General features: G+C 62.8%; 10 protein-coding genes. All 10 read right to left on the bottom strand.

The features are described from left to right. Positions 1-194 precede the first annotated feature (194 nt). Entirely contained in the window at positions 195-2264 is a 2070-nt protein-coding gene (locus tag E1748_RS00210; protein WP_133645153.1) for an arabinofuranosidase catalytic domain-containing protein, read from the bottom strand. A gap of 509 nt (positions 2265-2773) precedes the next feature. Next, positions 2774-4960 carry a prolyl oligopeptidase family serine peptidase gene (locus E1748_RS00205; RefSeq protein ID WP_133645152.1) on the bottom strand — a complete coding sequence of 729 codons (2187 nt, stop codon included), beginning with the start codon at positions 4958-4960 and terminating at the stop codon, positions 2774-2776. A gap of 237 nt (positions 4961-5197) precedes the next feature. Then, positions 5198-6004 carry a histidine utilization repressor gene (gene hutC, locus E1748_RS00200; protein ID WP_420819302.1) on the bottom strand — a complete coding sequence of 269 codons (807 nt, stop codon included), beginning with the start codon at positions 6002-6004 and terminating at the stop codon, positions 5198-5200. A 115-nt stretch (positions 6005-6119) separates the two neighbouring features. Beyond that, on the bottom strand, positions 6120-7736 hold the full coding sequence (locus E1748_RS00195; RefSeq protein WP_133645151.1) for an HAL/PAL/TAL family ammonia-lyase: 1617 nt from the start codon (positions 7734-7736) through the stop codon (positions 6120-6122). A 28-nt stretch (positions 7737-7764) separates the two neighbouring features. Next, positions 7765-8556 carry an ABC transporter ATP-binding protein gene (locus E1748_RS00190; RefSeq protein WP_133645150.1) on the bottom strand — a complete coding sequence of 264 codons (792 nt, stop codon included), beginning with the start codon at positions 8554-8556 and terminating at the stop codon, positions 7765-7767. A gap of 44 nt (positions 8557-8600) precedes the next feature. Then, positions 8601-9356 carry an ABC transporter permease gene (locus E1748_RS00185; protein ID WP_133645149.1) on the bottom strand — a complete coding sequence of 252 codons (756 nt, stop codon included), beginning with the start codon at positions 9354-9356 and terminating at the stop codon, positions 8601-8603. A gap of 16 nt (positions 9357-9372) precedes the next feature. Further along, positions 9373-10095, bottom strand: coding sequence for an ABC transporter permease (locus tag E1748_RS00180; protein WP_133645148.1), 723 nt, complete (start codon positions 10093-10095; stop codon positions 9373-9375). Positions 10096-10184: 89 nt separating this feature from the next. Next, positions 10185-11042, bottom strand: a complete 858-nt coding sequence (locus E1748_RS00175) for a transporter substrate-binding domain-containing protein (protein ID WP_133645147.1) — start codon at positions 11040-11042, stop codon at positions 10185-10187. A 306-nt stretch (positions 11043-11348) separates the two neighbouring features. After that, on the bottom strand, positions 11349-12026 hold the full coding sequence (locus E1748_RS00170) for a methyltransferase family protein (protein WP_133645146.1): 678 nt from the start codon (positions 12024-12026) through the stop codon (positions 11349-11351). Positions 12027-12051: 25 nt separating this feature from the next. Next, on the bottom strand, positions 12052-12891 hold the full coding sequence (locus tag E1748_RS00165; RefSeq protein ID WP_133645145.1) for an arylamine N-acetyltransferase family protein: 840 nt from the start codon (positions 12889-12891) through the stop codon (positions 12052-12054). Positions 12892-13092: the final 201 nt, after the last annotated feature.

Below are 13092 nucleotides of genomic sequence, written 5' to 3'. Positions count from 1 at the left end.
CACCAGGAAGCCCGTGCGGATCGGGCGTGCCCGATCGTCGTCATCGCTGCGAGTTCGTATGTGTGACTGTTCGATCAGCGACGGTGGAATGCCGTGTGTGATCGGCTAGCGAACATAAGCCGATCACACACACCCGGATGGTGCCGAAGCACCATCCGGATCACCTGTCAGTCATCTTCTCTCTTCACGAAAACTCACGTCGCAGAGTTTGTCCGGACGATCGCCAGCGCTGGGCAATAATGCGTCGCGCTCAAGTACGGTGTTTGCTGCGAACGGACACCCGCAGCGCTCGACGTCGGCGGATCGATAAACACCGATGCATTGTTCGATCCAGCGGGCGCCGTGAAGGTCATCGTCACCTTCCACCAGTTGCCCGACTTCACCGCGCTCAGCGAGGTAGCCTGTCCACCGCCCCATGTCCCTCTGACGACAGCGCCCGTGTTCGTGTTGACCACCCAGCCGAACTCGGTGCCGCTCGAATCGTCGGTCTGGATCGATCCGCCCGGGAACGCAGTCGCGTTGGTGGTGGCAAGAACATAGTCGGTGAAGCTATACGACTGCCCGCCCTGGACTCTAATGACGCTGTGAATGTTCGACACGGCGGAACCGTTGGTGCTGGTCACCGCTGCGGCGCCCTTGTTGACCTTCGATATATCGGTTGCGGGCACGGCGGTACCGCCGTTTTGCTGGAACCATGCATCGGGGGCTGCGAGGCTCAGCGGCGAATTGACCAGATTGTTTGCGTAGCAGGCGGCTGCGGCTTTATCGGCCGGCGGTCCATAGAAGCCTGCGATGCTCGCCTGGATCGTGTTATCGGTTGCGTCGGACGTCGCCTTGGTAATCACCGCGCCTTCGAAGAACTGGATCGGCGCACCGCTACCATCGCCGCCTTCGCCAAGCGAAAGACCGCCTTGCCACTGACCGTTAAACGCATGCCCCGCATCGCGCCCGAAGATATAAGCCTCAGGAGGTGCGCCGTCATACGACGCGGTCAGGATCCCTTGCGAAGCAGAACCGCCTTTGACCGCAAAGATATTCGACGCATTCACCGGCGAGTATTTGGACAGCACCGTGACGAACTTCTCTTTAGCCGGCTGCTGTGGACCGTAGAGATACACACCCGCCTCTGCATCGACGCCCGGCCAGTTGGTATCGAGCGCAGCGCACACAGGATCTTTCACCGTGGGCGACTGGTTCGAATCGCCGTCGCAGTAACCAAAGGTGGCCGCGTTGCCGTTCGAGAATGCCAACGCGAACATCTCGCCTTCGATTTCTCCGTGCACATACGTGCCCGGGTCGGCGCTGCTTTCCATGTTGCCGTACGTACCGCAGCACGTCGACGACTGGCTATAGTGCGCACCCGCCACCATGTACTCGGCGATGTCGGTGTCGCCGATCGACTGATTCACCGTGCCGAAGCGATTGCGATACGCCTGTCCTGCAAGCGTGCCCAAAGCCGGAATCTGCACACCCTGCAGCGGCACGAAGGCCAGTTTCGCAGGCGTGCCGGGAAGCGCCGGCAGATCGTTGCCGATCGACAGCTGAAGCGTCGGTGCCTGCGCGGTCAGTTTGGTAGGCGGCTGGAGCAGCTGCACGGTCAGCACGTTACCGGCGCCGGGTAGCGTGATCGTCGCAAAGCCGTTGAGGACGGGAACCGTCGTTGTCTTATGCGATCCCGATGTACCGTTCGGCACGGTCAGCGATTCGGTCCCGTCCAGGTTGAGCGTGAGCGTAGCCGGCACATTGCCGAACGCACCACCCTTGAGCGCAGCGACGAGATCGATCTGGTCATAGATGTACGTGACGGAACAGGTCGTGTTGCGGCAGAACGCGTTCGCGCTCTTGACGTTGGTCGAGCCGATCATCGAACGGTCGGAGCCGTTCGGCAAGCTGCCCGATGTGTACGGATAGATATTTTGCGTGGTGTTGTCGGATGCGCGTTGAATCTGGAACAACGGTCCCCGATAGTTTTTCGTCAGCAGGCGCGTCACGCTGTGAGCTGCGGAGCACGGCGTGCTGGCTGCGGCGGCGGCATCGCATGGCAGAGGCGATGCCTTCGCGTCTACCGACGCGGCACTGTCGTTCGACTGTGCATTCGACTGCGCAGCGTCGTTTGACTGGGCTGCGGTATTCGCCGGTAACGCACTCGAGTTCGACACACCGGCCGCTTGAGCGCCTGGCGCGCCGCTGTCGCCATTGCACGCGGCAAGACCAACGGACATCGCCAGCAACACGGCGACGAAGCCAATTCCTCTGGACTTCATGACATCCTCCTGAGCGACCCCGCATCGGGTTCGCTGCAAATAATTTAGTTATCCAAATTGAACTACCGGGAATCGTCACGAGTCGAGCGGGTGTTTCCGGAACTATCGCTCACGCGCGACGTGCATGGAAAGCGCTACGGGGTAATACAACGTGCTTCGGTGATGCGACAGGCGAACGGCCGCAGCCAGGCAGCAAGCATCGACATGCTGCGCGGCGTCGGTTCATTGAACGGGATTGGCTGGCCGTCAGGGACGGCTTTGATGAGTAATAATATTACTCATTGGGAAGGATTTATCGCCTCGGGATAATCCCTTATATGCCCACGAAGGACGGGGCGCTCACGTCCACATAGTGGAGCGATCTGGTTGAGGCCAGCTACGTCACAGAATATTAACTAATATTACCTAACATGGGGCACGCCCGACCTTCGCCCGTTCGCTCGCCTCGCCTTGACCCGGACGCAACAACCGAAGGACGGACCGCACCACGCAATCCGTCCTTCATCACATCAGTGCTTCGGCTGAAACCCAGCCTCGCCCATCTGCCACAGCGCAAACGACCATTCATCCGCGAGCTGGTTTGCGCGTTGCGACACGCTGGAGCCGATACCGTGACCCGCGTCATAGTCGATGCGCAACAGCACCGGCCGGCCGCTGCTCGTCGCAGCCTGGACTCGCGCGGTCATCTTCAGCATGTGCCACGGCGCCACACGAGGATCGTTCGCACCGGTCGTGAACATCACTGCCGGGTACGGCGTGCCGTCGTGCACGTGTGCATACGCGCTCATCGCATAGAGGCCATGAAAGCCGGCTTCGTTCGAACTCGAACCCATCTCGGGCACGTTAGGAGGCCCGTTGGGTTCGGTTTCGAAACGCAGCGCATCGGACAGCCCGACGTCGTCGAGGATCACGCGGAACAACCCCGGATCGATCTCCATCGCGCCGCCCATCACGATGCCACCCGCGCTCGCGCTATTCGCCGCGAGGTATTTCGACTGCGTGTAGTGCTGGTCGATCATGTGCTGCGCGGACGCGACGAAGTCGAGCATCGTGTTGATCTTCGTGAGCTTCTGACCTGCGCGGTGCCAAGCGTCGCCGTATTCACCGCCGCCGCGCATGTGCGACATCGCAATGATGCCGCCATGATCGATCCACGCCTGCCACTGCGGACGATAGACAGGGTCCATCGAAAGGCCGTAGCTACCGTAGCCCATCACGATCACAGGATGCGATCCGTCGCGCGTCACGCCCTTCTTCGCGATGATCGACACGGGGATACGCGTGCCGTCGTAACTGGTCGCGAATTCATCGTGCGCTTCGACATCGTCGGATTCGGTTTTCGACGGCGGGACGAGGCCCGTGTCGGTCGCTGCGTTGGCGCCTGCACCGACAATCAGTTCGCGCGGCGCCTTGACCCAGCCCTGAAGGCTGAACAGCAGGCCCGGCGAACGCGGATCGGTCGTCAGATCGCGTACCGTGCCGGCAAACGGCAGCGCGATTGCTCCGCTATCCTTACCGTCGAACGACACGCGCTTCAACTGGAAGCTCGCACCCGCACGTTCGCCGATGTACATCCCGTCGCTCGCGACGTCGAATGAATCGATGACGTTCTCGCCCTCAGGCACGACCACGTCCGCATGCGCGACGTCGGGATTCGCAAGAGGCGTCGACAGGATCTGGAAGCGCGATGCGCCCTTGTCGGACAGCAGATAAAGACGATCGCCGCGCAGTTGCACGTCGGTCACACCATCGTCGGGCACGGCGATTTTCTTCCACGGCGTTTGCGCGCCGTGAATCCGGTTGAGCGGCACAACGTAGAAAGTGTTCGGGTTGTTGTCCATGTTGTGATTCGCAACCGCCACGGCAAACGGCGAGTCGGGTGCGAGCAGCACATAGGTGCCCTGCCCTTCGGGCACATCGAGCGACGCAGACACACCGCGCCCAAACACCGCTTCATCGCCTTCGCCGTCGGCATGCTCGCCCAGTACGTGCACGTAGGTGACCGCGTTGTACTCGCTTAGCGCGGGTGGCGTGTCGGGTCCGGCCTTCGGATAGCGCAGGTAGAAGAACGAGCGGTTGTCGTTGCGCCACGAGACGACGCAGTCGCTCGTGCGATCGATGGTTTCTTCGAGCTGCTTGCCGGTCTGCAGATCGACGACGTGCAGCACGCTCTTTTCCGAACCGCCTTCAGAAACGCCGTACGCGACATAACGGCCATCCCACGACGGCGAGTACCAGTCGAGTGCGAAATGATGCGCACTGTCGCTGGAGAGCTTCGCCGGGTCGACCAGCACATGCTCTTCGCCCTTCACGCCATCGCGATACGCAAGCTTCGGCAGATTCGTACCCGGCTCGAGCACGCGATAGAAAATCCGCTCGCCACGGCGCGTGAATTCATCGCGAACCAGATCGTTACCCATCAGCCCCTGGATGCGCTTCGCCATTGCAGCGCGGCCCGGAATACTGTCGAGGACCTTACGCGTGTAGCTGGCCTGCGCCTTCATCCAGCTCTGGACCTCTGGGTCGCCCAGCTTCTCCATGTAGCGATAGTTGTCGACCACCGGTGTGCCGAAGTACGTCGTGGTCACAGGACGCACAGGTGCCACCGGTTGACCATCAGCCGACCACGACACACCTGGAACGCCGGCGAAAATCAAAGCGAGTGTCGCAGCGAGTAAACCTTTTGTTGGTTTCATGAGGACTCTTCGAGTAACGAGGCGACGCAAGACTAACGCGACCGGCGTGCTCGCCACAAGAGAGTGCAGTTGAATTCAATGCGTGAAGACGCGGACTGCAGAGCGCAGTCGATGAGGATCATTGAGGATTGCCGTCGCCGTCTGCGCGAAAAGCGTGGACGGGCTACGTCCTTCGCTTTCTTTTAGCATTTCGAAGGAAGAAGCTGCGCATATCTCGCTTCGCGTCAGCCTCCCCCGTCAAACATTCCCCGCCAGATGAAACCGCGAAGCCGGATGCCACAACTGCACCGAAGTCGCGACCGCCTCGCCGACCCACGTCCGACGCCAAAGCATCAAGCAAGGCTCGCCGATCTCCATCATCAGATGCCGCCGCACATGCGCATCGGGCTTCTGCGCATAGATCCGGAACTCAGCGCGCTGAATGGGCGCGAGTCGCACCATGTAGTGATTCGGTGTCTCGACCGTGAAGTCCTGATCGAGGTAAGCGGGAAACACCTTCGGATTCACATACCGATCCTCGTATTGAATCGGTTCGCCCTCCTCGCTATGCACGATCCTCGAATGAAACGCGGGACCGGCTGCGAGCCCTAACGCATCGAGTGCGAGTGGATCGTCGCTGGGCTCGAGCGTCAGCACGTGAGCCGTATGCAGATGACCCCGCGCGGCGATTTCATCGGCGATATTGCGGATCTCGAGCACCGTCGATTCATAGCGTTGCGGCGCGACGAACGTGCCCGACCCTTGCACGCGTGTCAGCACGCGTTCGGCAGTCAGCTCGCGCAGCGCGCGCGACACGGTCATCCGCGCGACGCCGAATTCCTTGACCAGTTCGGTCTCCGATGGAATCAGACCGCCCGGCTTCCACACGCCCTCGCTAATCCGCTCGACCACGTAGCGCTTGATCTGCTCGTACGCCGGCACCGGCCGCACGAGCGTCTTCGCTGCGGGCGTTACAGTCGAAGTCGCAGTCGAAGTCGGCGTGGCGCCGTGCGTCGCATCGCTGCGCACAGCGGGCTTCGGATCGGTAATCGCATCAGTGTTCATGTTCGTGCCCAGACTTGTGTTCACGTCGACCTCGTGGGTGATGCACAACAACGCCGCAAGCCGGCGGATAAACCGGCCGCAGCCTATTCGTTCGACACGGCACGCAACGCGCCCGTCAGCGACCCGCCAGCGCAGCCGGTCGCGGATCGTTCGCAGCGGACCCCGTCGCGATCGGCACGCCGCCAGTCGTCGGGCTCTGCGCGTCAGCGTCGCGCAGCGGATGCACATTGCCCGGATTCGGCAGCGGCGGCGGCGCAGTGTCGGCGATCAAACGGAACGCGGTCGCCATGTCGTCCGCGAGCGGCCGGTCGTCGCGATACGTCGGCACGAGACCGCGCACACGACGCCACAGTTGCTCGGTGTGCGGCGCGCGCGTCGCATCGGCGGCCTGCAGGTCGTACGCCTGCGCAGCCGCCAGCAGTTCGATCGCGACGATACGCCCGGCATTATCGATGATTTCCAAAGCCTTCAATGCTGCCGGCGTTGCGTGACACAAATGGTCTTCCTGCAGACCCGACGTAATGCCGCCGTCGAGACTCGCGGGCGCCGCGAGCCGACGATTCTGTGCAACCAGCGACGCCGCCGTGTACTGCGCGATCATGAAACCGGAGCACGTGCCGCCCGGCTCCGCGAGAAACGCAGGCAGCCCGCTGACGAGCGGATTGACGAGCCGGTCGAGACGTCGCTCGGCCATCGCGGCAACCTGCGCGATCGCGTTCGCGAGGCTGTCCATCGCGAGCGCGATCGATGCGCCGACCGCGTGTGCCTGCGAATACACGCGCGGCGCGTCGGGCGTGCCGGCGACGATCGGGTTGTCGGTGATCGACGCGAGTTCGCGATTCACGACGTCGGCGGTTGCGGTCAACACGTCGCGCGCCGCGCCGTGTACATGCGGAATCGTGCGCATGCTGAGCGGATCCTGTGTGCGCTGTCCGACGAACGACGCGAGGATCCCGCTGTCCGCCAGCGACGCACGCAGTTTAGAACCGACCAGGTTCAGCCCCGGCGAGATGCGCAGCGCAAGCGATTCTTCGTCGAATGCGGCGAGCTGGCCATGCAGATTCTCGAAGCTCATCGCAGCGACCGCATCGGTCCAGTCGAGCCATCGTTCCGCACGCGCCAGCGCGAGTGCGGCGAGCCCAGTGACACACGGCGTACCGTTGATCAGACTCAAGCCTTCCTTCGCTTCGAGCACGAGCGGTTCGAGTCCGAGCCGTCGCAGCGCGTCGGCGCCGCTAAGGCGCTCGCCGCGATAACGTGCGTGCCCTTCGCCGATGCACACCAGCGCGATATGCGCCATGTGACTCAGATAGCCGACCGAGCCGAACGCCGGCACTTCCGGCAAGCAATCGGCAGCGAGCAACGCGACGAGGCGTTCGGCCACTTCGAGTCGAATGCCCGAATGGCCGTGCGCGAAATTGTTGACGGCAGCCGCGACGATCGCGCGCGTTTCGGCGGCACCGAGCGGCGCACCGACGCCGACCGCGTGACTCATCAGGATGTTGCGCGACAACGTGCGTTGCTCGGACGGCGACACGACGACGTCACACAGCGCACCCACGCCGGTATTCACGCCATACGCGCGAATCCCGCGTGCGACGATCTGTTCGACAAGCACGTGTGCCGCGTCGATACGCGCGGCTGCCCCTGCGGACAGTTCGAGTGTTTCGCCCGCGGCGACGGCCGCGACCTGGTGCCAGTCCAGAGGACGATCGGAACGGATGACGGCCATGATGGTGCTCGCTCGCCTGGTTGGCGGATTAGTTCGCGGTACGGTGGTGATGGCTCGACACGAACTGGCGGAAACGCTCCGACTTCAGTTCGCCGAACACTTCGTCGGGCGTGCCGTCCGCTTCGACCTGCCCTTGATGCAGAAACATCACGCGATTCGACACGTGTCGCGCGAAACCCATCTCATGCGTGACGACGAGCATCGTGCGTCCCTCTTCCGCGAGCGAGCGCATCACGCGCAGCACTTCGCCGACGAGTTCGGGATCGAGCGCGGAAGTGGGTTCGTCGAACAGCATCACTTTCGGATGCATCGCGAGCGCGCGCGCAATCGCCACGCGCTGCTGCTGACCGCCCGACAGATGCGCCGGATAGTGACCACGCTTCTCCGCGAGGCCGACCTTCGCGAGTAGCGCCTCGGCCTCTTCGACTGCTTCCGCGCGGCTGCGCTTCTGCACGCGCATCGGACCTTCGATCAGGTTTTCGATCACGGTCATGTGCGACCACAGGTTGAAGTTCTGGAAAACCATGCCGAGCTGCGAGCGGATGCGATCCACCTGACGACGATCGCCCGGCTGCAGCCTGCCGTCGCCGCGACGCTTCATCTTCAGTTCTTCGCCGGCGAGCGCGACGCTGCCGTCGTCAGGCGTTTCCAGCAGATTCAGGCAGCGCAGGAACGTGCTCTTGCCCGAGCCGCTCGCGCCGAGGATCGAGATCACGTCGCCCTCGTGCGCATCGAGCGAAATGCCTTTCAGGACGTGGTGGTCGCCGAACGACTTGTGGATGTTCTTGACCGACAGTGCGACTGGAGCCGTAGCGTTCATGAGGTTCTCCGCAACTCTATAAAGGGGTTCGCGTGGGGCGACGCTTAGGGTGCCGCGCGACGGGCTTCAGTACCCGCCGCATCGACAGGCGACGCAACCGCAACCGACGGTGCCGCACGCAGATGCCGCGACAGCCGCCATTCGAGCGCGCCCAGCACACGCACGACGACAAAATTCAGGAACAGATAGATCAGCGCCGCACAGATGAACACTTCGGTCGTGCGATACGTCTGCTGGATGATCTGCTGCGCGACACCGGTCACTTCCCACACGGTGACGAGACTCGCGAGCGCAGTGGACTTGACGAGCAGCACCGCTTCCGTCGAATACGCGGGCAGACATTGACGCAACGCGATCGGCCCGATCACGCGACGCAGCAGCGAGAAGCCCGACAGACCGATCGCATAACCCGCTTCGATCTGTCCGACCGGCACGGCCATCAGGCCGCCGCGAATGATCTCGGCGGTATAGCCCGCGGTACACAGCGCAAGCGACAGCACCGCGCACATATACGGCTCGCGCAGCAGCGGCCACATGAAGCTCTCGCGAATCACACCGAACTGGCCGAGCCCGTAGTACACGAGGAACATCTGGATCAGCAGCGGCGAGCCGCGAAACACGAGGATGTACGCGCGCGCGAAGCGGTTCGGCAACCAGTGCGACGACACGCGCATCGTCACGATCACGAGCGACAGCAAACCGCCCAGCACGATCGACGCGAAGAACAGCCCGAGCGTAGTCGGCACGGCGGCGATCAGTTGCCGCATCGTGTCGAGCAGAAAGTCGAAATCCAAATGCATGATGAAGGCGTCCTCGTCAGTTGCGCGCGAAGTTGCGCCGGAACGACCGCGCGATCCGCGCTTCGGCATGATTGAACACGCGGTTCGAAATGCCGGTCATCACGAGATACAGCGCGCCGCCCACGACGAAGAAAACGAAGTACTGATGCGTCGAACCGGCTGCGATCTGGCTCGTGCGCAGCAGTTCGGCGAGCCCGGTTACGGAGATCAGCGCGGAGTCCTTCAAGCTCAGCTGCCACACGTTGCCGATGCCCGGCAACGCGAAGCGCAGCACCTGCGGAATCAAAATACGTCGGAACATCGTGAAGGTCGGCATGCCGACCGAGCGTGCCGCTTCGAGTTCGCCACGCGACACCGCGAGCACCGCCGAGCGATACACCTCAGCCTGGTACGCGCCGGAGATCATCCCGACCGCGAGCGCGCCGACCACGAACGGCGGCACGCCGACGAAACCTTCGGCGCCGAACCACTGGCCGACGGTCGTCACGAGCGTCGAGCCGCCGAAGTAGAACAGATAGATGACGAGCAGTTCGGGCACGCCGCGAAACACCGTCGTGTACAGATCGCCGATCACGCGCGCCGCGCGCCAGCGCGACAGTTTCGCTGCGGCGATGAGCGCGCCGAACACCGCGCCTACGGCAAGCGCGGCGAGCGTCAGCGCCACCGTCATCAACGCCGCGAGCAGCAGCACGCCACCCCAGCCATCCGGCCCGAAGCCGAGTATTCCGATCAGACTCATGCGTGCTCCTCCTTCTACCTGTCCTGCCTGCGTTGCTTATTGCGGTGCTGCTGCGACGGCGACGAGCGCCGTCGTTACGTCACGTCACATCAAGGCGTCACGTCGGTCTTGAACCACTTGTCGGCGAGCTTCTTCACGGTGCCGTCGGCAAGCGCCGCGCCGATCGCGGTGTCGAACTTCGCCTTCAGGTCGGCGTCCTGCTTGCGGAACGCGAGCCCTTCGCCCGGGCCCCAGATCGGGCCGCCGATCTTCGGTCCGGCCAGCACGATCGACGCGTTCTCTTTCTTGTCCATGTTCGCGGCGTAGTACGTCACGTCGTCGAACGATGCGTCGATACGGCCCGCGACCAGATCGAGATCGCGTTCGGGCGACGTCTTGTACACGCGGATCGTCGCGATGTCCTTGAAGCTGTCGTTGATGAACTTCGTATAGACGGTGCCCGACTGGATGCCGATCGTCTTACCCTTCAGCTGCTTACGCAGTGCATCGACGGTCGGCTGGTCGGTCTTTGGATCGCCGGTCAGTTTGACGGCGGGTGCCGTCGGCGACGACTTCGGCAGGATCTTCGTGTCGGTGACCGCGAAGGTCGCCGGGGTCGCGGCGTAGGGTCGCGAGAACGCGATGATCTTTTCGCGCTCGGGCGTGATCGAGATCGCGTCCATCAACACGTCGAACTTGCCGGCCTGCAGACCCGGAATCATCCCGTCCCAGTCCTGCGCGACGAGATTGCATTGCAGCTTGATGCGCGTGCACAGGTTCGCGACCAGCTCCGGCTCGAAGCCGCCGAGCTTGCCGCCGGGCAGTGTCAGATTCCACGGCGCGTAACCGCCTTCGAGCGCGATCGTCACCGTCTTCCAGTCTTTCGCCTGCACCGGTGCCGAGAGAATTGCGACGGCGCCGACCATCGCGCCGATCCATGCCTTTGCCAACGTGCTGCGCTTGCCCATCGAACCTCTCCTTGAGATTGAGAATGCCGCTGCCGACACGTCGATCACTGTGTCGCTGAATTTGACTAGACAAGCTTGCCCGAGCTAAAAAATCGATGCAAGGGAAAACTGTTAAATTGGCGGTGAAGCTCGGGTAAGCCCTAAGAAACCCCTATAAATAAGGATGTTCGTGGAGCCTCGAATCTTTCCAAGAGGTTTCGGACAGGGACGATCGATGTGCACCAGCGGTGCATTTTGTCTAGACAGGTTAGAAGGTGGTGCGTCGTGCACCGATGCTGCGCGGAAATGCGGAAAGTGGGAAAGGAATCACCAGATACCGGGAATCAACCGGTAGCGGACGCGGGCTGCGTAGGCCGCATAGCCGTCGAGTTGCTCGATCAGCATCCGCTCTTCCAGCACCGCGCGCACGGCGAGCGCGGCGACGACAAACGGCATGCACGCGAAGCCCCACCACGAGCCGAGCAGCAGCGGCGTACCGGCGAGGAACGGAATCGCGCCGGCGTACATCGGATGACGCACGTACGCGTACGGCCCGGTGTCGGCGACCTTGTGACCGCGCTCGCTCTGCAGCTTCACGACCGGCGACGCGTAGCTGTTCGCGCGAAACACGAAACGCGTCACGACGATGCTGACAAGAATACCGAGCGACCCGAGCGCGGCCAGCGAACGCGGCATCGTCGACCAGTGGAAGCGCCGCGCATCGAGCGCGATCAGCACGAGCCACGCGCACCAGATCATCGCGGCACACAGCATGAAGACCCGGTCCCACGGCTTCTGCTGTTTCTGCACGAGCGAGCCGAGGCGTTCGGCGAGCAGCGCCGGATCGACACGCGCGAGCCAGAGGCCGAGCCACAAACCCAGCGCACCGAGCTCGATCAGAAAGCACCACGCCGCCGGCCACATGACCGTGCCCGCCGCGCCGAACAGCAGCACGCCCATCACGGCAAGCGAACCGAAGGTCTGGACGTACAGGCGGGTCTGCATCGTGGGCTCCATGGCATCAATGGTTTTACACGCCGGCCGCGACTTCGCTGACGCGCGCGTAGATCGACTCGACGTCGATGCCGGTGAGGTCGAGACCGAACGCATCGCGCAGACACAGCGCAAGTTCGCGCGCGTTGCCGAGCGTGCGCTCGGTGCCGTGGCCGTCCTGCCTGCGTTCGGTAAAGCGGTCGTTGAAGAGCGTCAGCCGCGCCTCCGGCGTCACGCGACACACCACCAGTTGCGTGACGAACAGCGACTCGGGATACGTCGACGTGTACCAGTTCGCCGCTTCGTAATCGGCAGGCTCGGCGCGCTGCAGATCGAAGCGATAGATCTTCTTTGACTTGTCCAGTGCATCGCCGGTCAGCACTTCGAGATCGAATGCGCCGTTCGGTGCATTCACGAGACGAAACGTTTCGTGCGGCGTCTGTTGAAGTTCGTCCGCGACGAGCCGCAGCGGCGCGGTGACCGTGACCACGCCAAAGCCGACGTCCGCCATCCATGAGCCGCCGTCGAGATCGATGCGCAGGATCATGTGCGTGCGCGCGCCGACGGTGCCGGGCTCGCGGTCCCACATCACGCGACCGATCAGCGGCGTCACGCGAAAACCGAGTTGCGTCAGCACCTGCGCGAACAGCGCGTTCTGCTCGAAGCAGTAGCCGCCGCGACGACGCGCGACCAGTTTGTCCGCGACCGCCGATGGCTCGAGCCGCACGCGTTGGCCGGTCAGCGGATCGAGGTTTTCGAAAGGGATCGTATAAGGATGCAGCTGGTGCAGTTCGCGCAGTACGTCGAGCGTCGGCGTACGCGGTCCCGAGTAACCGATACGTGCGAAGTAGGCATCCAGGTCAAACGTATAGGGCATCGAGGTGTCCGGTTCTGTCGATGCGCTTCGTCGGCATGACGCGCATCGCGATGATGAATCCGATGATAGCGCCGCGCCTTTGCGAGCGCCCCTTTCTGAGATGCATTTGTCTTACGTGAAGGCGTCTTTTCGGCGACTTTTAACGATGACCGACAGCCTTCCGTAATGCCCGAGTTTACACACAGTAAAGTTGTTGCGAAT

It is taken from the genome of Paraburkholderia flava (genome assembly GCF_004359985.1).
In the GTDB taxonomy this organism is placed as follows: Bacteria; Pseudomonadota; Gammaproteobacteria; order Burkholderiales; family Burkholderiaceae; genus Paraburkholderia; species Paraburkholderia flava.
This window is presented reverse-complemented; position numbering and strand designations above follow the sequence as displayed.

Coding starts and splice junctions, on each gene's coding strand:
- E1748_RS00210 (WP_133645153.1), bottom strand. CDS start 2,264: ATGAAGTCCAGAGGAATTGGCTTCGTCGCCGTGTTGCTGGCGATGTCC.
- E1748_RS00205 (WP_133645152.1), bottom strand. CDS start 4,960: ATGAAACCAACAAAAGGTTTACTCGCTGCGACACTCGCTTTGATTTTC.
- hutC (WP_420819302.1), bottom strand. CDS start 6,004: ATGAACACTGATGCGATTACCGATCCGAAGCCCGCTGTGCGCAGCGAT.
- E1748_RS00195 (WP_133645151.1), bottom strand. CDS start 7,736: ATGGCCGTCATCCGTTCCGATCGTCCTCTGGACTGGCACCAGGTCGCG.
- E1748_RS00190 (WP_133645150.1), bottom strand. CDS start 8,556: ATGAACGCTACGGCTCCAGTCGCACTGTCGGTCAAGAACATCCACAAG.
- E1748_RS00185 (WP_133645149.1), bottom strand. CDS start 9,356: ATGCATTTGGATTTCGACTTTCTGCTCGACACGATGCGGCAACTGATC.
- E1748_RS00180 (WP_133645148.1), bottom strand. CDS start 10,095: ATGAGTCTGATCGGAATACTCGGCTTCGGGCCGGATGGCTGGGGTGGC.
- E1748_RS00175 (WP_133645147.1), bottom strand. CDS start 11,042: ATGGGCAAGCGCAGCACGTTGGCAAAGGCATGGATCGGCGCGATGGTC.
- E1748_RS00170 (WP_133645146.1), bottom strand. CDS start 12,026: ATGCAGACCCGCCTGTACGTCCAGACCTTCGGTTCGCTTGCCGTGATG.
- E1748_RS00165 (WP_133645145.1), bottom strand. CDS start 12,891: ATGCCCTATACGTTTGACCTGGATGCCTACTTCGCACGTATCGGTTAC.